The organism is Mycolicibacterium gadium, from assembly GCF_010728925.1.
Lineage (GTDB): Bacteria > Actinomycetota > Actinomycetes > Mycobacteriales > Mycobacteriaceae > Mycobacterium > Mycobacterium gadium.
Genome location: NZ_AP022608.1, coordinates 5,507,200 through 5,530,344, shown reverse-complemented (window position 1 = coordinate 5,530,344; position 23,145 = coordinate 5,507,200). Strand labels below are relative to the sequence as shown.

Annotated in this window: 20 protein-coding genes; 7 read left to right on the top strand and 13 right to left on the bottom strand. The window is 65.8% G+C overall.

The features are described from left to right. The first annotated feature begins 23 nt into the window (after positions 1–23). Entirely contained in the window at positions 24–554 is a 531-nt protein-coding gene (locus G6N36_RS27260) for a hypothetical protein (protein ID WP_163689843.1), read from the top strand. A gap of 4 nt (positions 555–558) precedes the next feature. Here the strand turns inward: G6N36_RS27260 and G6N36_RS27255 are convergent, their stop codons facing one another. Further along, positions 559–789 (bottom strand): hypothetical protein, encoded by a 231-nt coding sequence (locus G6N36_RS27255; protein WP_163689841.1) that lies wholly within the window; start codon positions 787–789, stop codon positions 559–561. Between the two features lie 121 nt (positions 790–910). Then, entirely contained in the window at positions 911–1,177 is a 267-nt protein-coding gene (locus G6N36_RS27250; protein WP_163689840.1) for a hypothetical protein, read from the bottom strand. 185 nt (positions 1,178–1,362) lie between these two features. Between G6N36_RS27250 and G6N36_RS27245 the strand changes: the two genes are divergently transcribed. The 4 genes from G6N36_RS27245 to G6N36_RS27230 are packed head-to-tail and all read left to right on the top strand — an operon-like array spanning position 1,363 to position 6,746. Further along, positions 1,363–2,340, top strand: a complete 978-nt coding sequence (locus G6N36_RS27245; RefSeq protein WP_163689838.1) for an oligopeptide ABC transporter permease OppB — start codon at positions 1,363–1,365, stop codon at positions 2,338–2,340. Beyond that, on the top strand, positions 2,337–3,221 hold the full coding sequence (locus G6N36_RS27240; RefSeq protein ID WP_163689836.1) for an oligopeptide ABC transporter permease OppC: 885 nt from the start codon (positions 2,337–2,339) through the stop codon (positions 3,219–3,221). Before G6N36_RS27245 ends, G6N36_RS27240 begins: the two co-directional genes overlap by 4 nt. Beyond that, a complete protein-coding gene (locus G6N36_RS27235; RefSeq protein ID WP_163689835.1) occupies positions 3,218–5,056 on the top strand; it encodes an oligopeptide ABC transporter ATP-binding protein OppD in 1,839 nt (612 codons plus the stop codon). Before G6N36_RS27240 ends, G6N36_RS27235 begins: the two co-directional genes overlap by 4 nt. Positions 5,057–5,066: 10 nt before the next feature. Continuing rightward, positions 5,067–6,746, top strand: a complete 1,680-nt coding sequence (locus G6N36_RS27230; protein WP_163689833.1) for an oligopeptide ABC transporter substrate-binding protein OppA — start codon at positions 5,067–5,069, stop codon at positions 6,744–6,746. Between the two features lie 32 nt (positions 6,747–6,778). Here G6N36_RS27230 and tnpB read toward each other — a convergent pair whose 3' ends face one another. Then, complete coding sequence (tnpB, locus tag G6N36_RS27225) at positions 6,779–8,152, bottom strand: IS607 family element RNA-guided endonuclease TnpB (RefSeq protein ID WP_235690193.1); 1,374 nt, start codon at positions 8,150–8,152, stop codon at positions 6,779–6,781. Positions 8,153–8,279: 127 nt separating this feature from the next. After that, a complete protein-coding gene (locus G6N36_RS27220; protein WP_163689831.1) occupies positions 8,280–9,551 on the bottom strand; it encodes an alpha/beta fold hydrolase in 1,272 nt (423 codons plus the stop codon). An 81-nt stretch (positions 9,552–9,632) separates the two neighbouring features. Between G6N36_RS27220 and G6N36_RS27215 the strand changes: the two genes are divergently transcribed. Further along, complete coding sequence (locus G6N36_RS27215) at positions 9,633–10,046, top strand: DUF1622 domain-containing protein (protein WP_163689829.1); 414 nt, start codon at positions 9,633–9,635, stop codon at positions 10,044–10,046. Between the two features lie 3 nt (positions 10,047–10,049). Here the strand turns inward: G6N36_RS27215 and G6N36_RS27210 are convergent, their stop codons facing one another. The 9 genes from G6N36_RS27210 to G6N36_RS27170 all read right to left on the bottom strand — a co-directional run bounded on the left by G6N36_RS27210 (position 10,050) and on the right by G6N36_RS27170 (position 22,551). Beyond that, the gene (locus G6N36_RS27210) at positions 10,050–11,585 is read right to left on the bottom strand and encodes a GMC family oxidoreductase (RefSeq protein WP_163689827.1); all 1,536 of its coding nucleotides are present in this window, start codon (positions 11,583–11,585) and stop codon (positions 10,050–10,052) included. Between the two features lie 49 nt (positions 11,586–11,634). Then, positions 11,635–14,280, bottom strand: coding sequence for an AAA family ATPase (locus tag G6N36_RS27205; protein WP_163689826.1), 2,646 nt, complete (start codon positions 14,278–14,280; stop codon positions 11,635–11,637). Then, entirely contained in the window at positions 14,277–15,425 is a 1,149-nt protein-coding gene (locus tag G6N36_RS27200; protein WP_163689824.1) for a metallophosphoesterase family protein, read from the bottom strand. The genes G6N36_RS27205 and G6N36_RS27200 overlap by 4 nt, the downstream gene beginning before the upstream one ends. Positions 15,426–15,541: 116 nt before the next feature. Next, positions 15,542–16,840 carry a dicarboxylate/amino acid:cation symporter gene (locus G6N36_RS27195; protein WP_163689822.1) on the bottom strand — a complete coding sequence of 433 codons (1,299 nt, stop codon included), beginning with the start codon at positions 16,838–16,840 and terminating at the stop codon, positions 15,542–15,544. A 72-nt stretch (positions 16,841–16,912) separates the two neighbouring features. After that, entirely contained in the window at positions 16,913–18,127 is a 1,215-nt protein-coding gene (locus G6N36_RS27190) for a Dyp-type peroxidase (protein WP_163689820.1), read from the bottom strand. A 2-nt stretch (positions 18,128–18,129) separates the two neighbouring features. Beyond that, positions 18,130–18,657 (bottom strand): copper chaperone PCu(A)C, encoded by a 528-nt coding sequence (locus G6N36_RS27185; RefSeq protein WP_372512255.1) that lies wholly within the window; start codon positions 18,655–18,657, stop codon positions 18,130–18,132. Continuing rightward, entirely contained in the window at positions 18,650–20,254 is a 1,605-nt protein-coding gene (locus tag G6N36_RS27180) for a PepSY-associated TM helix domain-containing protein (RefSeq protein ID WP_163689818.1), read from the bottom strand. Before G6N36_RS27180 ends, G6N36_RS27185 begins: the two co-directional genes overlap by 8 nt. A gap of 47 nt (positions 20,255–20,301) precedes the next feature. Next, a complete protein-coding gene (locus G6N36_RS27175; RefSeq protein WP_163689817.1) occupies positions 20,302–21,825 on the bottom strand; it encodes a PepSY-associated TM helix domain-containing protein in 1,524 nt (507 codons plus the stop codon). A 186-nt stretch (positions 21,826–22,011) separates the two neighbouring features. After that, positions 22,012–22,551 carry a hypothetical protein gene (locus tag G6N36_RS27170; protein WP_235690192.1) on the bottom strand — a complete coding sequence of 180 codons (540 nt, stop codon included), beginning with the start codon at positions 22,549–22,551 and terminating at the stop codon, positions 22,012–22,014. A 74-nt stretch (positions 22,552–22,625) separates the two neighbouring features. Here G6N36_RS27170 and G6N36_RS27165 point away from each other — a divergent pair, with 74 nt between their 5' ends. Then, entirely contained in the window at positions 22,626–23,144 is a 519-nt protein-coding gene (locus G6N36_RS27165; RefSeq protein WP_163689815.1) for a SixA phosphatase family protein, read from the top strand. Position 23,145 lies beyond the last annotated feature (1 nt).

The following is a 23,145-nucleotide window of genomic DNA, read 5'->3' as shown; positions in this document are numbered from 1 at the left end:
TGTGGGTCATGCAACGTGTACGTATGACGATCGACCAACCCATCGAGCCCGTCTGGGGTGCGTCACCGCCGACTCAGCAACGCTGGGGCCTGCAAGAGACACTCGTCGCTATGGGCGTCGCCGCCGTCATCGCCGGTCTCGGCGGTGCCGCCATATACGCCGCCACCGGATCGCCCACTCAGCAGGCCTTCGGACACGGCATGCCCGCCGGCCCACCAGGCGGTATTACTGCAGCGCAGCATCTGGCCGGTTCGCCGACGACGCTGCACGGCGAGTACGTCGTGGCAGCCGGCAGCGGCTTCGCCACCAAGCTCACGCAGACCGGAACGGTCACTGCGATCTCGCCCACCGTCATCACGGTCGCCAGCGCCGACGGCTTCCTCCAGACCTACGAGCTGAACGCCGCGGCGCATACCGATCGAACGATCGACGTTTCCGACCAGGTGTCGATCCAGGGCAGACGCGACGGGGGCAGGACGACCGCCACGTCGGTCGACGTACAGAAAGATCCCGGCGGTCCTGTCGGACCACCGGGACCTGCTCCGCACAATTAGCTGCCTACCCCGTCGGCGCCGGTTCTGCCGTGACTTCGGGGACCGCCACCGATGTCTCGGGTTCGGGCGGCGCCGTCGTGGACGTCGTCGTCTCACCGAGCGTGATCTCCGGACTAGGAACCTCGGTTTCGTCCTGGGCTGAGCTCACACCGGCCGCCACGCCCAGGGCCCCCATGGCCAACAACGCACTCGTTCCCAGCGTTGCCGCCCCCAGTTTCAGCTGTGTCGATTTCACCTTGACCACTCCATTCGGTCGTCGGGAGCCACCTCGTCGCGGCTCGTCGAACAGTGCGCTGAAGGGTCCTCGGTGACCCTTGCCACTGTTGGGTAACCGGTGTGGAGAGGCGTGAAACGACCTACTTTGCGGCCTCCTCCTCGGACGGCAGCGGTGCTGGGCCCTTCATGGTGGGCTTGGCCATCGCGACGGCGGGCGCGTTGGACGGTGTGGTCTGCGTACTCGTCGCGCCGACGGTCATCGACGACGACTTCGCCACCGGGTCACCGGTGTGCTCCTCTGCGACCATCACGCCGATCGCGGCCATCGCGAAGACCGCGCTGGCGCCGATCATGGCTGCACACAGCCTCAGATCGGCGCGGGATTTGCTCTTGTGCTGATCATCCATGTCACATTGCCCCTCTGATGTTGCCGGTCGCCCCTTCCTTGCGGCCACCTCCGAATAACTGCAGGTGACCACCAGTGAACGCGCCGAATCTGGAGACCCGCTGACCGCCACGTGTGAGTTGTCCAAAGGTCGGCCACCCGAATCTCATAACCTGTGCGCATGCAGCGCACATGCGGACCGGGCGGATGACGCGCTTTCTCGCGCGCCGGCTGCTCAACTACCTCGTGCTGCTGGCACTGGCATCGTTCGTGGCCTACGTTCTGGCCGCCTGGCAGTTCGACCCGCTCGAGAACCTCCTGAGTCGCAACCCGCGACCGCCTGAAGCGGTCATCGAAGCGAAGCGGGTCGAGCTGAATCTCGACAGGCCGCTGCTGGTTCAGTTCGGCCTGTGGGCCTCCGGCGTCCTCCACGGAGATTTCGGCACCACCATCGCCGGCCAGCCCGTGACCGACGAACTGTGGCGCCGTGTCGGTGTCAGTCTTCGACTGCTGGTCCTCGGTTCGGTGATAGGCACCGTCGCCGGCGTGGTCATCGGCGCGTGGGGCGCGATCCGTCAGTACCGCGTGAGCGACCGCGTCATCACCGCGCTGTCATTGTTGGTGATCAGCACTCCGTCGTTCGTGATGGCCACTCTGCTGATCCTGTCGGCGTTGGGCATCAACTCGGCGGTGGGCGTTCAACTTTTCGAGTTCACCGGCGAGACATCGCCGGACGCGGTCGGTGGTGCATGGAACCAGTTCGTCGATCGTCTCCAGCATCTCGTGCTGCCGACGCTCACCCTTGCACTGGGAGGGATGGCCGGCTACAGCCGCTACCAACGCAACGCGATGCTCGACGTGCTCGGCCAGGACTTCATCCGCACCGCGCGGGCAAAGGGATTGACCCGTCGGAGAGCACTTTTCAAGCACGGGCTGCGCACGGCGCTGATCCCGATGGCGACGATGTTCGCCTATAGTTTCGCGGGACTGTTCACCGGCGCGGTATTCGTCGAGAAAATCTTCGGATGGCACGGCATGGGCGAATGGTTCATCCAAGGCCTCAACACACAGGACATCAACATCATCTCCGCCATCGTCGTGTTCGCCGGCGTCACGGTCCTGTTGGCCGGGTTGCTGTCGGACATCATCTATGCCGCACTCGATCCGAGGGTGCGTGTGACATGACCGATGTCGCGTCCTTCGCCTCGAGGCGGACTCTGGTCCTGCGGCGGTTCGTGCGCAACAAGCCCGCGGTGGTGTCGATCGCGATACTCGTCCTTCTGTTCGTCGGCTGCTACGCAGTGCCGCCGCTACTGCCCTACAGCTACAGCGATCTGGATTACTTCGCGCTGCAGCAGCCGCCGAGCACCGATCACTGGTTCGGCACCAACGCCCTCGGCCAGGACCTGTTGGCCCAGACTTTACGTGGCATGCAGAAGTCGATGCTCATCGGTGTCTGTGTCGCGTTCATCTCCACGGTCATCGCAGCCACGGTCGGGACGATCGCCGGCTACTTCGGCGGCTGGCGCGATCGCACCCTGATGTGGATCGTCGACCTCATGCTGGTGATACCCAGCTTCCTGCTCGTCACCATCGTCGTGCAGCGCACCAAGGGCGACATCCTCTGGATGATCGTTCTGCTGTCTGTCTTCAGCTGGATGATCAGTTCGCGCATCGTGCGCGGTATGACGATGAGCCTGCGTGAACGCGAGTTCGTCGTGGCCGCACGGTATATGGGCGTGAGCAACACGCGGATAATCCTGCGTCACATCATTCCGAACGTCGCCTCCATCATCATCATCGACACCGCGCTGAACGTCGGAATCGCGGTCCTCGCCGAGACAGCGCTGAGCTACCTCGGTTTCGGTGTCCAGCCGCCCGACGTGTCGCTGGGAACCCTCATCGCCAGTGGCACCCCGTCGGCGACGACCTTCCCGTGGCTGTTCCTGTTCCCCGCAGGTGCGCTCGTGTTGATCATCTTCTGCGCCAACCTCATCGGCGACGGCCTGCGCGACGCGCTCGACCCCGGTAGTAAAGCTCTGCGGCGGCGGGGGGCACGCAAGTGAGCCTGCTCGAGGTGAGCGATCTGACGGTTGCCTTCCCCACCGACACCGACGTCGTCAATGCGGTGCGGGGGATGAACTTTCACGTCGATCCCCGAGAGATCGTCGCGCTCGTCGGCGAATCGGGTGCAGGCAAGTCGGCCAGCGCGATGGCCGTCGTCGGCCTGCTGCCCGAATACGCCGCGGTGTCGGGTTCGGTTCGGTTGCAGGGCAACGAGCTCATCGGGCTATCCGATCAGGAGATGTCGCAGATTCGCGGCAAGACCATCGGCACGGTGTTCCAGGACCCGATGTCGGCGCTCACGCCCGTCTACACGGTCGGCGATCAGATCGCCGAAGCGATCGAGATCCACCAGCGTGACACCACCAGGCGGGCGGCCCGGGCTCGCGCCGTCGAACTGCTCGATCTGGTCGGTATCGCCCAGCCGGATCAGCGGGCCCGGGCGTTCCCCCATGAACTGTCCGGCGGCGAGAGGCAACGCGTGGTCATTGCCATCGCGATCGCCAACGATCCCGATCTGCTGATCTGTGACGAGCCGACGACTGCACTGGACGTCACGGTGCAGGCGCAGATCCTCGATGTGCTCAAGACCGCGCGCGACGTGACCGGCGCCGGCGTCCTGATCATCACCCACGACCTCGGGGTGGTCGCCGAGTTCGCGGACCGTGCCCTGGTGATGTACGCCGGACGGCCAGTCGAGATCGCTTCTGTCGACGAGCTGTACCAGAACCGCCGAATGCCCTACACCGCAGGGCTTCTCGGATCGGTGCCTCGCTTGGACGCGGCGCGGGGGGCGCGGCTGGTGCCGATACCGGGCGCCCCGCCCGCGATGGCCGCGCTACCGCCCGGCTGCCCGTTCGAGCCGCGCTGCCCACTCGCCATCGACGACTGCCGCGCCAACGAACCGGAACTGCTCGAGATCGCACCTGACCACCGGGCCGCCTGCATCCGCACCGACGAGGTGGCCGGACGCAGTGCGGCGCAGATCTACGGCGTGTCCACCGAACCTCCCGACGCCGCCGATGAGGATGCCGACCCCAGTGTGGTGCTGCGGGTCCGGGACCTCGTCAAGACGTACAAGCTGACCAAGGGTGTGGTGTTCCGCAGGCAGGTCGGCGAGGTGCGCGCGGTCGACGGCATCAGTTTCGAACTTCAGCAGGGCCGCACGCTCGGCATCGTCGGCGAATCCGGTTCGGGTAAGTCGACCACGTTGCATCAGATCCTGGAATTGACCGCGCCGCAGTCGGGTTCGATCGAGGTGCTCGACACCGACGTCGCGACACTCGATTCACGGTCCCGCCGTGCCCTGCGCGGCGATCTGCAGGCGGTGTTCCAGGACCCGGTGGCCTCGCTGGACCCACGGCTGCCGGTGTTCGAAGTGCTCGCGGAGCCGTTGAGCGCCAACGGTTTCGACAAGAAGACCATCGACGACAGGGTGGCCGAGCTGCTCGGTATCGTGGGCTTACGACGGGAGGACGCCGCGCGCTACCCCGCTGAGTTCTCCGGTGGACAGAAGCAGCGCATCGGTATCGCGCGTGCCCTGGCGCTGCAGCCCAAGATCCTCGCCCTCGACGAGCCGGTCTCGGCGCTCGACGTTTCGATCCAGGCGGGCATCATCAACCTGCTGCTGGACCTGCAGCAGCAGTTCGGGCTGTCCTACCTGTTCGTGTCCCACGACCTTTCCGTGGTCAAGCATCTGGCCCACCGGGTGGCGGTGATGTACAAGGGCACCATCGTCGAGCAGGGCGACGGTGACCAGGTGTTCAGCAGCCCGCAACACGAGTACACCCGCCGATTGCTTGCCGCGGTTCCGCAACCAGAGGTGAATCGCCGCTAGAGTCGGCGGCATGAGCCTCCGACGCATCACTCAGGCCCTGGGCATGGCAACTCTGATCGCTGCCCTGACCCTGACCGCCTGCTCCGACAGCAACCAGGAGGCGCCATCAGCGGGCGGATCCGCAGAAGTCGGCAGCACCAATGACGTCAACCCTCAGGACGTCGCTAACCTGAAGCAGGGCGGCAACCTACGGCTGGCGCTCAACGACTTCCCGCCGAACTTCAACTCACTTCATATCGACGGCAACACCGGCGACGTCGCATCGATCGAACGCCCGACGATGCCGCGGGCATTCCGGATCGGCGCCGACGGCTCGGCCTCCGTCAACACCGACTACTTCACCAGCGTGGAGCTGACGAGCACCGAACCTCAGGTCGTCACGTACACCATCAACCCCAAAGCGGTGTGGAGCGACGGGACCCCGATCACCTGGGAGGACCTTCAATCCCAGATCAACGCCACCAGCGGCAAGGACAAAGGTTTCGCGATCGCGGCCACCAACGGCAGCGATCGCGTGGAGAAGGTGGAACGCGGCGTCGACGATCGACAGGCCGTCATCACGTTCTCCAAACCCTGGTCCGACTGGAAGGGCATGTTCGCCGGCAGCACCATGCTGCTGCCGAAAAGTTCGACGGCCACCCCGGAGGCGTTCAACCGAGCGCAGCTCAACGGGCCGGGCCCATCGGCGGGGCCCTTCCTGATCTCCAATCTCGACCGCGGCGCGAAGCGGATCACGTTGACGCGCAACCCCAAATGGTGGGGTGAGGCACCGCTGCTGGACAGCATCACGTACCTGATCCTGGACGACGCCGCGCGCATCCCGGCACTGCAGAACAACACGATCGACGCCACCGGCCTCGCCACACTCGACGAGATGGAGATCGCCAGGCGCACCAACGGCGTCGCCATCCGCCGCGCCCCCGGGCTGGGCTGGTATCACTTCACGTTCAACGGATCCCCGGACCGGATCCTGGCGGATCCAGCACTGCGACGCGCCGTCGCCCAAGGCATCGATCGCAACACCATTGCCGCGGTGGTCCAGCGGGGGCTCGCCGACAACCCGGTGCCGCTGAACAACCACATCTACGTCGCCGGCCAGGAGGGCTACCAGGACAACAGCGGCGTCGTCGCCTTCGACCCCGAAAAGGCGAAGCTGGAACTGGATGCGTTGGGCTGGCGGATGAACGGCCAGTTCCGCGAGAAGGACGGTAAGCAGCTGGTCATCCGCGACGTGCTCTTCGACTCGCTCGGGACGAGGCAGTATGCCCAGATCGCGCAGAACAATCTCGCCCAGATCGGCGTCAAGCTCGAACTCGACATCCGGCCTGCGGCGGGCTTCTTCACCGATTACGTCACGGTCGGCAACTTCGACATCGCCCAATTTTCATGGAGCGGTGACGCTTTCCCGCTGTCGAGCCTGACCCAGATCTACCGCACGGGCGCGGAGAGTAACTTTGGCAACATCAGCAGCCCGGCGATCGACGCCAAAATCGAGGAGACGGTGAGCGAACTGGATCCCGCGAAAGCCCGCACGCTCGCCAACGAGTTGGACAAGTTGCTGTTCGAGGAGGTCTTCAGCCTTCCGCTGACACAGTCCACCGGAAACGTCGCGGTGCGAAGCAATTTGGCGAACTTCGGCGCGTTCGGCCTCGCCGACGCCAACTACGCGACGATCGGTTTCATGAAGTAGCCGTTGCAAGTGAGTGATCTTTAGTGATCACGCTACTTGCACCCCGTCTCGGGGTTGTTCGGCAGCCTTAAGGCTGCGTCCCTTCCGCGCTTCACGGCCACCAGCCGGGCCGGGCCCGGTCTTACGGTCGGCTCCACGCTTAACGGCGGCCCCAACTGGGCCGACGACCTAAAAGTTTCCTCGTAGCGTGCGAGGTTGATGGCGGCGTTGTCATCACGCTGGTGGGTGACCGAACAACTATCGCAGGTCCAGTTCTCGGCCCAGCCGATGTCCTGCACATGCCGACATACGTGGCAAATTTTCGACGACGGAAACCGACGGTCGGCGACCATCAGTGCGGATCCGTACCAGCCCGTCTTGTAGGACAAGTGCCGGCGCGGGGTACCCAGGGCCGAGTCCGAAAGTCCACGCCGTCTGGCGCGGGCACCGGCAAGTCCCTTTTGCCGCAGCATCCCCGCCGCGTCCAAACCTTCGACAACGATCCGGCCGTGGGTTTTGGCCAATCGTGTTGTCAGGACATGCAGGTGATGGGTGCGGACATCGTTGACCCGGCGGTGCAGCCGGGAAATCTGGGTGGTGCACTCACGGTAGCGCCGTGAGCCTTTCGTGCAGCGCGACCGAGCCCGACTGGCGTGCCGCAACTCTCTGAGCGCCGCATCCAGCGGCCGCGGATTGGGCACTTGTTCGAGCACTGCGCCGACCTCGTTGGCGATCGTGGCCAGGCGCCGGACCCCGAGATCGACACCAACCCGCGAACCAGGTGACGCGACGCTGACTTGTTGGGGTCGTCGAATCAGCACCCGCAGACTCGCATCCAGGCGGGTACCGTTGCGGCGTACGCTGATCGCCAGCACCCGCGCCCGGCCCTTCGCGATGAGACGTTCAACCCGACGCGTATTCTCCTGCGTACGGACGGTCCCGATGACCGGAATCGTGAGGTGACGCCGGTCGCGCTCGATCCGCATCGCACCGGTCGTGAACGTTACCCGATCGGCATCGCACCCTTTGCGTTTGAACCGCGGGAACCCAACCCTCTTGCCGGTCCGCTTATCCGAGCGGGATTGTTGCCAGTTCCAGTACGCGTCCACCGCGCCACCGATGCCGTCGGCGTAGGCCTCCTTCGAGCACTCCGGCCACCACACCGTCCCGGTCTCGACGTCCACACAGACCTCGTCTTTGACCGTGTTCCACTTCTTCCGTAGCACTCGAAGAGACGGCTTCGATGTTTCGACGCCGGTAGCGTGCCACGCATCAATATCAGCTTTCAGCGCCGCAACCGTCCAGTTGTATGCCTTACGCCGCGCGCCGAAATGTCTTGCCAATGACCGGACTTGCTCCTCGGTCGGGTCCAGCGTGAACCGAAACGCCTGAATGCACCAGCCATCGGGTATCTCGAATCTGGCCATCAGGTCGCCACCACCGGGTCATCGGTCTCACCAGTCGCTAGGGCACCTTCGGCACGGTTCTGCGCAACTCGCTTGCCCAGATTCATACCTCCCTTCCTACGGCACACCACTGACAACTACCGACCACTCAGACGCAAAAGCTGGCGCCCCTGCGCACGGTTCGGGGAATCGCTGCGGGCACCGCCGATTCGAGGGCTGCCGCCGCCTCGATACCCCAGATCAAAGCGCGCACGCTGAGTCCAGCGGGTTTCGAATCCAGCGCGGCCTCGCGTTCGGGGAGCGTCTGGAATGTGCCGTCGTAGATCTCCTTGACGATGTCCAGGGCCGCGCTTTCGCGCAGATCGACGATGCTGTGCCCCGCGGTCGCCAGGTTGACCAGCACCGCGTTCGGGATCAGCGACGCGACCCGCTGTGCCACCGTCGGCGGCGCGATCAGGTCACGACCTCCCGAGATCACCACCGTGGGCCAGGTGAAGTTCGGCATCTGGGCGACCAGATCGAAGGGCTCGGCATCGAATTCTGTTGTGCCTGTGTCGGCTTCGCGATAGGCGACGGCGGGGTCGAACGGCTTACCGTCCGGTGTCGCGCCATAGTTCAGCTCGCGGTACGCGATGCGGTTGACGAGGTCGGGCTCGTTTCGGTATGGCGCCTTGCGCTCCAGCACCAGCCGGGTGGCGTGGGCCATGCCCGACCACAGCCAGTGCTTGCCGGTCAGCAGCAGATCGAGTTGGCGCCGCAGCAGCGCGGGTCCGGCCAGGCCGTAGACGGCGATCGCCAGCTGGGTGGCTGCCGGCGTCAACTGGTTGTCGCCGACCAACCGTCGCACCTTGGGCGCCAGGTCTGCGGTCTCGGGGTCCTCACCGTTCCAGAGCAGGCTGCGGGCCGCCTCGCGGACCGCGTCGATGTCCTGGGCGGACAGCACAGGTGAGTCGAGGACCATGGCGTGCACCCGCTGCGGATGGCATACGCCGAATCCAGCTGCGAGATAGGTGCCGTAAGAGGTGCCGTAGACGACCGCTTTGTCGACGCCGGCATCGTCGAGCACCGCTGCCACGTCGTCGACGACCTGGCCGATCGTCAACGCCTCCGGCGGGAGGTCGGCGCCGCGATCGTCGTGACGGGACAGGCCGACACCGCGGTGCTCGACCATGATAACGTCCAGGCCCTGAGCGGCCGCGCGACGGCGGAAGCCCCGGTACAGCGCGACCGATGCCGCGCCGGGACCACCCGGGATGACGACCAGCGGACGAGCAGACTTCCGCCCGGCGCGCACGTAGTACAGGTCGAACTCGTCATCTGCGCCGCCCTGGCCGCTGCGCACCGGCCGCCGGACGGCGCGGACACCGGGGAGCGCCGCGAGTTTGTCGTGCGCGCGCCGGCGTCTGGCGTTCATGGTCATCGCTCTACATTCTGCCCGTTGCGCGCCCGGGTTCTATAGAGTCGCGGGACGAATCGAACAACCCACCGGAGCCGAGGCAGCGTGCGAACACAGGAATTCTTCGAGCGGGCGACGCAGGCGTTCGAAGTCCTGGGTGTGCTGTCGATGATCATCGGGTTCGCGTTCGCGTTCGGACTTTCGCTGATCACCTGGAGGCGCACCAAAAACGGTGGTCGTGCGTTCAAGACGCTGCGGGAATCCCTGGGTGGAGCAATTCTTCTCGGCCTCGAGCTGCTTGTCGCGGCGGACATCGTCAAGACCGTGACGTCGACGCCGTCGCTCACCGACGCCGCCGTTCTGGGGATGATCGTCCTCATCAGGACGGTGCTGAGCATCACCATCGAGATCGAAATCGACGGTGTCGCACCGTGGCGCAAGGCGCTACGGACCGGCCCCGAGGTGCTGACGAGTGCGGCCCGCAAGGCCATGAGCTCGCAGCCCGACTCTCCCACATAGCGCTCAGGAGCGGATGAGTTCCGCGGCCTTCTCGCCGATCAGCACGCTGGGCGCATGGGTGTGCCCGCGGATGATCGTCGGCATCACCGATGCGTCCGCGACCCGCAGCCCCTCGACCCCGCGGACCCGCAACTGCGGGTCGACGACGCTGGCGTCGTCACCACCCATGCGGCAGGTGCCGACGGGGTGATAGAGCGTGTGCGACAACGAGTTCAGCGCGCGGTCCAACGTTTCGTCGTCGAGGTTCGTGGCGTTCAGCGGTCGGGCGATATTGCCGATGATGCCTTTCAGCGCGGGCGACTTCGCGATGGTCGCGCACATCCGAAGGCCGGCCATCAGCGCGTCGCGGTCCGCGCCGGCCGGATCGGTCAGGTACCGCGGATCGATGATCGGCTTGTCTTTGGGATTCGAGGAGCGCAAGGTGATGGTGCCGCTGCTGTACGGCTTCACCAAGATCGGGCCCATCACGACCGCATGGCCCGGATACGGGTCGCCGATGCCTTCCTCGAAGTACGGTGCCGGCGCGAATATCAGCTCCAGATCCGGCAATTCGAGATCGGCGCGGCTCTTCACGAAGCCGTACGCCTCACCGACGTTGGATGTGAGCATGCCGCGTCTGCGGATCAAGTAGTTGAGCAGTTCCAGCGGCTTCTCTGCCGCGAACAGAGTGTCGTTGGGCACGTCGAATCCCAGCGGCACCACCAGGTGATCGAGCAGATTGGCGCCGACGTCCGGTGACTCGGCGACCACGTCGATGCCGTGTTCGGTGAGCTGGTCGCGGTCACCGATTCCGGAGAGCATCAGCAGCTGCGGGCTGTTGATCGCGCCTCCGCACAGCACCACCTCGCGTTTTGCCCGCACCTCCTGCTTGCGTCCGTCTTTCTCGAACTCGACCCCGGCGGCACGTTGCCCGTCGAACAGCACCTTGGTGGCAGTGGCTTCGGTCAGTAGCGTCAGGTTCGGACGTTTGACCGCAGGCTTCAGGTAGGCGTCCGCGGTGCTCCACCGCGCCCCGCGGCGCTGTGTGACGCGGGTTTCGCAGAAACCCCGCGGCTCATCTTGATTGGGCTCTTCGACGCGGTAGCCGCATTCCTGGATGGCCTTCAGCCATGCGGCCGTGGACGACCGGGGGCTTCGTTGACGAGCGATCGACAGCGGGCCGCTTTCGATACGGCGCAGATAGGGTTCCAGGCGGGCGTAGCTCCACTGCTCGCCGGCGGCCGCACCCCACTCGTCGTAGTCGGCGGCGAATCCGCGGACCCACATCATCGCGTTCATCGACGAGGAACCGCCGAGCATTTTGCCTCGCGGCCAATAGATCTCACGCCCGTCGAGCTCTTTCTGCGGCTCCGTGAGATAGTCCCAGTCCATCGGCGTGCGCATCAGTTTGGCAAAGCCCGCGGGGATGTGAACAAATTTGTCTTTGTCCTTGGGCCCGGCCTCGAGCACCACGACCGCAGCGGCCGGATCCGCACTCAGACGATTGGCCACCACCGATCCGGCAGAGCCCGTTCCCACAACGATGTAGTCGGCGTCCACCCGCCGGAGTCTATGGTTCCTGCGGCCCCATGGGTGCCACTCGCGCGGATTAGGTGGTCAGCGCGATGTGATGGGCGCCGTCGATCGCGGCATAGCGCTGCGGACTGCACGTCAGCACGATTACCTGGCCGTCACCGCCCACCGCGTTGAACACCTCACCCATCTTCACGAGGCGATCGGCGTCGGTGAATCCCAGTGCGTCGTCGATCACCACTGGGACGGTGTCCTCCTTGGCCACCAGCGCCGCACCGGCCAGCCGCGCGACGATGCCCAGCTGCTCCTTCGCGCCGCCGGACAGCGACTCGTAGGGGACCGTGCGACCTGACAGGGTGCGGCTACAGATCTTCAGGTCACTGTCGATCTCGACCTCAAAGCTGGTGCCGAAGACCAGCCGGCCAAGCCGTTCCACCTCGGTTCGAAACGGGTCGACGTAGCGCAGCCGGGTGGCGTCGCGATGACGTGTGATCACCGAACGCAGCAGCTCCGCGGCACGGGCCCGGCGTTGAACCCGCGCGTAGTCGGCCTCGGCGTGTTCACGTTCGGTTTCAGCCGCGTCCAGTTGCCCTTTGCGCCCTTGGGTGCCGTAGACCTTCAGCTGCGTCTTGACCTCGCGCAGCGCCTCGACCACCTCGTTGTGGGCGCGGCTCACCATCTCGGCGCGACAGGCGGCATCGCGGAGCGCGGCGGCGACAGCTTCGGGTGCGGCGCCGGCGAGCTCCTCGCGGAGCTCAGCGACGAGGCTGCTCGCGCGACGCGCCTCCTCCTCATGTGCCCCTGCCTTGACGGCCAGCTCCGCATCGCTGGCCGTCGCGCGCTGTCGCGCGAGTTCCTCACGCGCCAGCATGATCTGGCCCTGTTCGGTGACGAGCTTGTCGCACACCAGCGCGACGCGGGTCTCGCGCTCCCCCAGTTGTTTTGCCGCCGCCTCGGCGACCTTGCGGTGTTTGTCCCCCTCCGCGATGGCGTGCGCCACCGCGACCGTCGCCGCGTCGAGCTCGGCACGAGCGGTATCGGGGTCGATGCCGAACAGATCAGCGGTAGCGGGTTGACGCGCGGTCAACTCGGCCAACCTGATGCGCAGCTGATCGACGGATCCGTCGCCGGACAGTGCCTCGATCCGGGTGGCCAGTCGATCCCGGGCCGTCGTCAAGTGTTGCCGGCGCTGATCCAGATCACGCGCGGCGGCGAGATCGAAAACACCGCCGGCCGCCAAGGCTGCCGCTAAAACCTCTTGAGCAGCAGCCAGTTTGGCGCGCATCTCCGATGCCGGTGCGCCCGGCGCCACGCGCGCGGTCAGTACACCAGGAACTTCGATGTCGGTCTGCGCGCTGATGCCCGCCGACAACGTCTGACCCGCGGCAAGGGTGTGCGATTCGCCACCAAGGCGCACCTCGATGTCGCCGATCGCGACCAACTCGACATGCGCCGACATCAGCTCGACCTGACCCGTTGCCACATCAACCGCAGACTTCGCGGTCTCGATGGCCCGCATGCCCTCGGCCGTCAGCGCGATGTCGGCAAGCTCGGCCTCGGTGCGCTCCAGATCGCGTTGCGCCCCTGCGATCTTGGACAGCAGCGAGGCCACCCGGTCGGCTTCGTCGCGCGCAACCAGTTGGTCGACGTTTCGGCGGGCCGCCTCGGCGCGCACCTGGGCGGTAGCCATCGCCGTCCGCGCCTGCTCGGCCACGACCTCGGCCGCCTGCTGTACCTCGGCGGCGGCGGCCAGCTCCTGCGCCGCGGCTTCGGCCGACGCTTCGAGTTCCACGATGGCGGCGGCCCGCCCATCGATCTGTTCGGCGAGCTTGCGCCGCTCGCTGACCGCCGCGACCGACGTGGCGCGGATCGCGTCCGCGGCGGATGCGACCTGCTCGGCCTGCTTGAGCTGGCCGGCGAGCGCGGCGACAGCCTCTGCTGCGGTCTGGGCGGCGACGAGCTGCTTCTCGGCGTCGACGCGTTCGGCGGTCAGCCGCTCGACCTCCGGGGTGAGCTCGGCATGCCGCCGGACCGCGTCGTCGACCTCCGCCATCGCAGCCGCGCACCGGGCCAGTTCCTGGTCGGCGGCGCGCAGGCGATTCGTCGCGGCGGCCCACTGTCCGGTGGGACGACCGGTCCGGGTGAAGTAGTCGAGGTATTCGGCCTCGACCCGGTCGACGAGCAACGCGTCGGTGCCGTTACCGGCCGCGGGCTGCGCCTCCGACATGCCGCGGGCCTCGCCCGCGGCGACGTCGAGCGCACGTGACAGCGCGTCGCAGCCGGAAAGGTCCACCGCCGAGGTGGACGCGGACTGCAATACGCGCTGGGCCTGCCACAGACAGGTGTCGACGGTCTCGGTCAGCATCGCCCGAACCCGCTCGTGCGCCTCATCGCCGGTGAGCTGCTCGCGCCGCGGCGCCAGGACCGTCAACTCGGTCTCGGCCCGCTTGTGAAAGCGCTTGCGGTACACGAACCGATAAGGGCCGGTGGAGATTTCGGCGGTGATCTCGGCGCCGACGTCAGCGTGCGCCGGCTTGACCTGCTTGACCTCTTTCTTCGACGAACGGTCCTTGGATTCCAGGAGCAGGTCCAGTGCCTCGATCATCGACGACTTGCCGATCTCGTTGGCACCGCTGACGACCACCACGCCGCGGTCGGGGAACTCGATCTCGCGGTGCGTGATGCCGCGGTAGTTGGTCAAGACCATGCGGTGCAGTTTCACGCCACTCCCCTGTCCGCCAGGCGCAGCAGCAAGGCCAGCGCCGAACGCGCAGCGTCGGCGTCATCGCCGTCGGACCTTGCCGCGGTCACCAACTCGTCGACCGCGGCCGCCGCGAATCCGCCGATTCCAAGGTTGTCGAACTCCCCGTCAGCGGGTGTCACTGCGATGTCGGACTGCTTGTCCCACACGGTAAGTGCGGCGAACAGACGCGCGTACTTGTCCAGACACGCATCGAGCGCGGCCTTGTCGGTCACCGTCAGCGAACCCGTCAGCCCGATTCGGACGACGGTACGGTCCTTGTCCTGCATCAGATCCAGGTTCAGGTCCAGGTCGGCGATGTCCCGGCTGTCGTCCACCGAGCGGCGCAGCGTCACGAACCGCCACCGGCCCACCGTGTGGGGCCGGACCTGCACGGGGGCGTCAGGATGGGCTTCGTCGAGGTCGACCACCAGCACGTGACCTGGATCGGTTTCGATGTCGTCGTAGTTGGTCACTTCCAGCGAACCCGAGTACCAGATACGTCCGGTGGAACCGACCTGCATACGAGAGTGCTTGTCGCCCAACGCCGCATAGTGTACGGCACCACGGGCGATGGCTGCTTCCAGTGCCGCCAGCCGAATCAGCGACGGCCGGTCCTTATCGGGAACGAAGAGGTCGACGCCGCCGTGGCCGACGACGATGCGGGCGGTTCCGTCGGCAGGCAGGTCGTCGAGTACGGAGGCCACCGGGTCCGCGCACGGGGCCTTGGACGTCCACGGCGCCGCGACGAGCTCCAGGCCGGGCCGCACCACGTGCACACCGGACCGGTCGAGGACCGTCACGTTGTCCGGGCACTCCGCGACGAACAGCGGGCTGGTGTAGACCGACGAGGCATCCAGCGGGTCGTGGTTGCCCGGCAACAGATACACCGGGACACCGATGGCGCGCATGGCTTCCAGCGACTGGCTGACGTCCCTTGGCGCGAGTTGGTTGTGCTCGAACACATCGCCCGCCACGACCACGAACTCGGCTCCGGTACCGGCCGCCAGTTCCTTCAGAGCGGCCACCGCATCGCGGCGCGCGGCCGAATAGCGGGGCTGCGCCTCACCGTTGAGGAAGTAGCGGGTCATGCCGAGCTGCCAGTCGGCGGTGTGTATGAATCGCATCTCGGCCCATTCCCTTCCACTCACGCGCGGCGAGCCGCGCATCGAACCGGTGTTTGCCAGGCATCGAGAGTGTAGGTCCGGCCGCCGACATGTCCGGTGAGGCGCGGCGAGCCCCGTCAGTCGGCTTGATCTGCGCGGGTGAGCACGTCCTGATAGTCCGCGAGCTCGATTTCCTCGGCCACCACGGTCCTTGTCCCGTTGTAGACCTCGCGGTCGATCTCGTCGTCGGCGTTCGCGACCAGCATGGCCACGAAGGTATCGCCATTGACGTTGAGGAACGTGCGGAAGATCCCGGCGAACCAGTCGACGGCGATGAGCAATCCGACCGCCTCGAGCGGAAGATCCAAAGAGGTCGCGAGGAACGTGGCCACCACCGGAAAGCCGCCGGGGACGGTGATCGTTCCCATGTTCAGGAGGATGGCCAGTGCCATGCCGAGCACGATGGCGCCGAAACTCAGTTCGATGTCGCCCGACTGCGCGAGGAACATCACGACGATCATGTAGTTGAGGACAGCGCCGTAGGAGCCCATCGTCAGACCGACCGACAGCGTGAAGTTGGCGACCTTCTGACTGACGCCGACCTTCTCGACGGTGTTCTTGAGCACCGTCGGGAACGTCACCGCCGAACTCGTCGTGGTGATGGCGATCGCCGTCTGCTCGACGAGCTTGCCCGGCAGTTTCCACGGGCTCAGCCGGGTGCGCAGCGTGACGACGACAACGAACAACGCGAAGAGGATGAGGACACCGGCCAGCGTTGCCCCTAGGTATTTCAGCGCCGATGTGACGACGGCGAAGCCCACGTCGCCGGCCAGCGCCGCCAGCAGACAGAACACCCCGATCGGGGCGGCATACATGACGAGTCGAATCATGGTGAGCACGATCTGCTGGATCTGGTCGATGAACGTCAGCACCCTGTTGTCGCCGGTCTTGGTCATCTGGTTGCGCAACGCCACGCCGAAAAGCAGTGAGAACACGATGATCGGCACCATCGTCGCGCTCGACATCGCTTCGAAGATGTTCTTGGAGACGAAGTTGAGCAAGGTGTCCTGCCACCCCAGCGCTTCTCCGGCGGACTCCTGAAGCGACGAGTCGACCTCGCCGCTGAACTCGATACCGCTGCCGGGGCGGATGAGGACACTGAGCACCCAAGCGAGGATGGCGGCAACGATCGAAAAGCCGAACATCCATTTGAACGTGCGGAACGCGATTCTGCCGGTGCCTGCGCCGGTCATCGAACCGGTCGCGACGATCACCGAGGCCATCACGAGCGGCACGATCGACATCTGGATCAGTCGGATGAACATGTCACCGACGAATTTCAGATTCGCCGCCCACTCGCCTGCGATCAGGCCGAAGGCGAGTCCGGCGACCGCGGCAACACCGATTTGGAGCGCTGGATGCGACAGGGCTTTCATTTCGCGAAGCTATGTCGGCGCCGCTACAAAGACGTGGCGGGTTCGTTGCGCCCGTGTATCAGCAGTCCTCGCTCATCCCCGGGATTCGAACAGCGGCTGCCCCAGGAATCCGCCGGGTGCCGGAACGCCCGGAAGTATCGCGAACGTGGCCGATCCGACGGTGGTGATCCACCGATTGAGGGCGTCGCCGGCCGCGAGGCGACGCTGTACCGGGACGAACTGTCGCGCAGGGTCACGCTGGTAGGCGGCGAAGATGAGCCCGCTGTCGGTCGTGCGGCCGTCGCGGGGTGGATCGTCGTAGTTGTACGGCCTGCGCAGGAACTGCTCGTCATCGGTGCGGTGCCGGGCCAGCGCAACGTGGGAATTCGGCGGGATCACCGGTATCCCGTCGACGGTGGCGCCGAGGTCGGGCTCGTCGGTTTCCTTTCGACCGGTCAGCGGAGCACCGGTGTACAGGCGCCGCCCGACGGTGAGTTCCTTACTGGGACGGTCGAGTTCGTCCCAGGTGTCCATTTCGGCGCGGATCCGCCGGATGACGACCACCGTGCCGCCGGCGAACCACGGCGCGGCGGCACCATCCGCCCACACATGGCGATCGAAGGCCTGCTCGTCATGCAGGTTCGCCGTCCCGTCGACCTGCCCCATGAGATTGCGCATGCTGCCGCCCGGCCGGTTGGAGCCGTGGGCGTTGCGAAAGCCATTCTGCCGCCAGCGTTGGCGGGTCATGGAGCGGACGTTTTTCAGCAGCACCCGGCCCGCGTGCGCGATGACGATCGGATCGTCGGCGCAGATCTGCAACAACAGGTCTCCGCCACGCCATGCCGGCTCCAGCAGGTCGGTGCTGAAGCTGGGCAGTTCGGTGACCGGTTCCGGTCGCAGGTGCGCCAGCCCCACACGGTCGAAAACGGAGGGCCCGAGTCCGACGGTGACGGTGAGTCGGGCGGGCCGCAGCGCGAGCTCGGGTTCGGTGTCGGCCAGCGCCGGATCGCCCTGGGTGAGCCGCGCCGCGTCCGATGTCCAGAGCTTCAGGACGGCAGTGAGCGTGTCGCGAGCACTTCGACCGCCCTGCGGGAGCAGATCGAGCGCGACGAACAACGCGTGCGCCTGCGGCGGTGTCGCGACGCCGCTCTGGTGCCGACCCCAAAACGGTTCGACCACGGTGTCGAATCCACCTGTCGGAGTGGCGGATTGCGCTGCGCTGCACTGAGTGACTGCGGTTCCGGCGGCCAATGCGGCGGCGCCCCCGGTCAGAAGGCGCCGCCGATTGAACAGCGGATTCCCACCCATGGCTAGTGATGCCCTCCGCCGGATCCGGTGCCGCCCGGTGTGTATTGCTCGTTAGCACCGGCGAAGTCGCGGATCTGCGCGGTCATCGGAAGGGTCGATCCGTCCTCGAAGACGACGGACATCGTCACGTCGGCACCCGGCTGCAGCGGTTCCTTGATGTCCATCAACATCAGATGGTCACCGCCGGGGATCAGCTCGCGCGAGCCACCGGCGGGGATCACAAGCCCATCCGCGTTGGGACGCATCGTCATTGCACCCGATCCATCCGGGACAACCTCGTGCACCTCGACCCGGCCGGCCAGCGCCGACTCACCGGACACGATGCGGGCCTCGTGGTCGCCCGTGTTCGAGAACGTGCCGAACACCGCGGCCATCCCCGTCTCTGCCGAGCTCGCCCACTGGTTCTCGACGGTGACAGTCGACGCCATCAGCTCCCTGCGGTGGCCCGAGGAATCCGAACAGCCGGTGCCGAGCATCGTGCAGACCGAGAGAGCGGCACCGAGCGCGATACGAATCCTGTTGTCAAACAAGTGATCTACTTTCCTCATTGGGGGTGTCGGCTTCTTGCAATGCCCCAGCCGGCACCTCGTCGCCTTCGCCGACGTCATCGGCTGCTTGCACCTGCTCTCCGGCGCTTCGCGATCGGTCCCGGCGAGCGAGCACAGCCTCGACGGCGAGCACCAGCAGCAGCGAGACGCCGAAGACTGGAAACAGCACCCCGAGTACCACTGCAGCCGCGGTAACCGCTATGACCACACGTTTGGGAGGTGCGGCGCCGGCGACGCCCACCCGCCCGGGCAGCCCCGCGCGGCCTGCGGGACGGCGGATCCACCACATCAACAGCCCTGTCGCGACGCTGGTGAGCACGCCCAGGCAGGCGATCGTTGCCGAGATCCTGGTCAACACCCCAAGCTGGTTGCCCATGTGCATCGCGATACCGAAGCTGGTCGCTCGTGAGAGCGCTCCATCTTGGTCAGCGGTGGCATTGGCGATCGTCCGACCGGTGAACTGGTTCAGATAGAGCGTGCGCTGTTCCGAAAGCTTCTGTGGCCATGCGTTGACGACGGTGTAGCTGCCGTACACCGTTTCTCCGTTTTCGGTGATGTCCGAGGGCGGGATGATGGCGTAGCCGGGCACCATCTTCTCGCCTTTCGCAAGCCGATCGATGTCGGCGAACGACAGTCGGGCGGGTACCGCGCCGTCGACTGTCGATGCGTAGACCGGATCGTCGGTGGCTGCCCAGGCGATGCGGCGGCCGAGCCGGTCGTAGTCGCCCATCACGGCTGGTGTCGAGGGGGCATCGATTTCAGTCGACGGCGCGACCGTGCCGGAGAATGCGCGCCAGTTCTCACCCCAGTAGCGCGACCAGGTCAAGCCCGAGAGAACATAACAGATGAGGATGACAGCGATCACGACTCCGGTGAGCGCATGTAGATCACGCCATCGAATCCGTCCGCCCTTCCGCCAGCGGATCTTCAGCAGCGGCTTCGTTGCCTCGATTGCTCTCGGCCACCACAGATAGATGCCGCTGGCCAATAGCACGAGGATCCATACGGCAGTGAGCTCCATCCAAAGGTTCCCTACGCCAACGGGAATCGTGGCGTCGGGGTACGCCGAGGGCGCGATCAAATGACCAAGTGACGGTAGATGGACTTGCGGCCCGTCGTTGCCGAACATTCTATGCAGCTGATTGGCCCACCCGACCAGGCCGGACAGTTCACTGCGCTGTCCCAGATATCGCCCGGTATACGGGTCGACGAACACCTGAGTGAGGTTGGCTTCGGCGTCGGGATATTCAAGGGCATCCGGAGACAGAAAATCGACGCGTGTCGACATCCCCGGGCCGGCGGGTGGCGTGACGGCGTCGAGGGTGTAGTCGCCGCCGACCTCAGCCTCAGCCACGGCGATCTGCTTGTCGAGCGGAACGGTTTCCTTGCCCTCCGCGACGACGTAGAGATCGCGGTTGAGCCAATCGTTCAACGGCTGGGTGTAAAGGATGACGAGTCCAGAACACGCGAGAACCACCAGAGCCGGTGCGGCGAAAAGGGCTACCCAGAAGTGCAGGCCCCAGACTCGTCGCAGAACGGCGGATTCGCGGCGACGGGCGGCGACAGTCGATGTACTCACGAATACTCCCTGGGCTGGATGACGATGGTCGTGTTTGTTCGCATTGCTCAACCTCTCTGGTCGCCCGTTGTCCGGGACTCTCGTTCGTCGGCGGACCCGGCTCGCTGACCCGACACTCGCTTCGCGGCGCTCACCACAAGGTCAACGAGCAGAAAGGTGAGCAGACTCAACCCCAAAAGCGGTATACACCAGCCGATCACAAGTGCAGTGGCTCCGATGGCGATAGCACCGGCAGCAGGTAAACCTCTGATGGATCCGCGCTTTGGCGGCCGCCCGCCGAATCGGCGGCCGCGCGTCGGTCGACGCCGCCACCACATCACGTAGCCGCGCACGATGACCGATACAAGCGCTGCTGCCAGGAGGACAAGTGCGAGCTGGTTCAGAAGGCCGAACAGCAGCCCCATGTGCAGTTGTATGCCCCATGCCGCCAACTTCGCCGCTAGGGGCCAGTCCGCGAACCACATTATGTCGGTGACCTTTCCGGTCGCGCCGTCGACAGCGACGCTGTTGTTCGACATCACCCACGGTTGTCGGGTTTGCACGACGGTGTAGGCGGTGCCAGGCGCGTCCGGAATGGTGACTTCGACGTGTCCGCCCACGCCGGCAGCACGCGCCGACTGCAGGACGCGGTCAACTTGATCGACGTGAATTGCTGAATGCGCATCGCGTGTTCGGCTCGACGCGGATTCGTGGTCTCCATGAGCGGTCTCTTCTGAGTGCGCGCCTGAGTTGCTGCCATCCAAGACGGTCGAAACCGTGGGTGTCGTCCAGGACAGCGCGGCGCGCAGCTCGGTGATCTTCTCTCCCGCGTACAGCGACCACGTCAGTCCTGTCGCCGATAGGAAAAGGAGCCCGGCTGCAATCCACAGTCCGACCACACCGTGCCAACTCAGGGTCCTCTGCCGACCGCTGGCTGAACGCGCAACGGTGAGTAGTCGGGCGTCCTCGGAATCGGCGTCCGACATCCGGCGGTAGCGGCTGACCCAAAGGTAAACCCCGGCAAGCGCTATCAGCCATAGCCACGACGCTGCAAGTTCACTGTAGGCGCGCCCCACGTCGCCTAGGTGCAGGCTGCGGTGCAGCTGATCTATCCACGTTCGCATCGGCAGAGCTCCGCTGTTGCCGTAGACCACCAGATCCCCTTGTGGTCGGGCGGAGACCGGATCGACGAACACCGCGCGACGCTCCGACTCGCCGAGGGTCGGATCCTCGAAGAGCACGCGCGTGGTCTGTCCGGATTCGACCGCAGGACGAACCGCGGTCACGAGCAGATCGGGCCGCACCGCCTGGGCAGATCGAATCTGCTCGGCGACAGGTCGCGCTGCACCGGTGCTCTGGGCCGCCAAATTGTCTCGGTACACGAATTGCTCCACGCTCGGGGCGATCGCATACAGGGCGCCGCTGACAGCGGCGATCAACAGGAACGGACCGACGAACAGCCCCGCATAAAAATGCAGGCGTAAGACCAGCGCCCTCACACCGCGCCGGCGCCGCGTCCCCTCCAGATCACTCGACGCCTGTCGTAGTCCGGCGCCTGCGTCACTGGTTTCGTGTCCGGACGTCGTAGTCATGGGAGTTGTGTTCTCCAAACCAACGGCTGCGCGCCCATCCCGATCGACGTGTCGGTGAATGGGGGTGCAATACGGTCAATGGCGGATGCTCGCACGCACACGGCGCCAAGAGCGCGCGTGAGGAGATCCGTGAAGGCTCTGACGTCGATTCGCAGCAGCGGCGAACGACATTCAGACGATGTCGCTTTAGTGGATGGACGCGAGCAGCGGTGGCGCTCGCATTCTCAGTCCGGATCGCGGTTGGTCGGAAAGCATCACGACCGGGTTCACCGACCACACCGCAGCAGATGGACGACCGCGATGAATTAGCGTCAGCGACAGCCACGACAGGACCGACGAGCAAACAACATAGAGGTATTCGACGGACGTGATCGCGACGCCGAGCAGCACGGCGGCCGCGAGGTGCGCGGCGGCCATCAAGGGGGTGACTCCGAAGGTGCCGCCGTGGTGATGATGTGGCTCCGACGCCATCAACGTGAGGTGACCGAGCGACTGGGCGACGGTGAGTGCACCGACCACGCCGATCAGCCTGCCGCGGCGGCCTTCGAGTGGCACGGCGGCCAGGACGGCGCCGATGATTGCACACACCAGGGTCGAGGCGATGAGCCGTCCGCCCTGCGGTATGAAGCCGCCGGCGGCGGTGTGAGCGCCGACCGTGACGACGGCCGAGCACGCACCCACCAGGGCGCCGCGCAGCCAGCGCGCCCGTGACTTTGGCGTACCCACGTGCCGCACTTTACCTCTGCGACTACTACATCACCTAGTAGACCCCGTGGTGGCGCCACCTCTACGGTGAGACGGTGAGCGACTCCTATCGCACGCTGTTGCTGCTCCGCCACGCCAAGTCGGACTACCCGGCGGGAGTGGCCGATCACGAACGTCCGCTGGCACCGCGCGGTATCCGGGAGGCCGCGCTGGCCGGTGACTGGCTGCGAGCGCACGCGCCCGCGGTGGACGCGGTGCTGTGCTCGACGGCCACCCGCACCCGGCAGACGCTGGAACGGACCCGCATCGAAGCGCCGACGGAGTTCGTCGACCGCCTCTACGACGCGACGCCCGGCGTGGTGATCGACGAGATCAACGGGGTCGCCTCACGATTCGACCACGAGGTGAACACCCTGCTGGTCATCGGGCACGAGCCGACGATGTCTGCGGTGTCACTCGGATTGGCCACTGCTGACGGCAGCAACAGCACTGCGGCCGAACGCATCTCCGAGAAATTCCCGACGTCCTCGGTCGCGGTGTTGCGAACCGGCCAGCGCTGGGATCAGCTGGCGCTCAACGGTGCCACGCTGGTCACCTTCCACGTGCCCCGGTAAG

What these genes read in the sequence shown, in the direction of transcription:
- G6N36_RS27260 (WP_163689843.1), top strand. Translation starts at nt 24, where the DNA reads ATGACGATCGACCAACCCATCGAGCCCGTCTGGGGTGCGTCACCGCCG.
- G6N36_RS27250 (WP_163689840.1), bottom strand. Translation starts at nt 1,177, where the DNA reads ATGGATGATCAGCACAAGAGCAAATCCCGCGCCGATCTGAGGCTGTGT.
- G6N36_RS27245 (WP_163689838.1), top strand. Translation starts at nt 1,363, where the DNA reads ATGACGCGCTTTCTCGCGCGCCGGCTGCTCAACTACCTCGTGCTGCTG.
- G6N36_RS27240 (WP_163689836.1), top strand. Translation starts at nt 2,337, where the DNA reads ATGACCGATGTCGCGTCCTTCGCCTCGAGGCGGACTCTGGTCCTGCGG.
- G6N36_RS27230 (WP_163689833.1), top strand. Translation starts at nt 5,067, where the DNA reads ATGAGCCTCCGACGCATCACTCAGGCCCTGGGCATGGCAACTCTGATC.
- tnpB (WP_235690193.1), bottom strand. Translation starts at nt 8,152, where the DNA reads ATGGCCAGATTCGAGATACCCGATGGCTGGTGCATTCAGGCGTTTCGG.
- G6N36_RS27220 (WP_163689831.1), bottom strand. Translation starts at nt 9,551, where the DNA reads ATGACCATGAACGCCAGACGCCGGCGCGCGCACGACAAACTCGCGGCG.
- G6N36_RS27200 (WP_163689824.1), bottom strand. Translation starts at nt 15,425, where the DNA reads ATGCGATTCATACACACCGCCGACTGGCAGCTCGGCATGACCCGCTAC.
- G6N36_RS27195 (WP_163689822.1), bottom strand. Translation starts at nt 16,840, where the DNA reads ATGAAAGCCCTGTCGCATCCAGCGCTCCAAATCGGTGTTGCCGCGGTC.
- G6N36_RS27190 (WP_163689820.1), bottom strand. Translation starts at nt 18,127, where the DNA reads ATGGGTGGGAATCCGCTGTTCAATCGGCGGCGCCTTCTGACCGGGGGC.
- G6N36_RS27175 (WP_163689817.1), bottom strand. Translation starts at nt 21,825, where the DNA reads ATGACTACGACGTCCGGACACGAAACCAGTGACGCAGGCGCCGGACTA.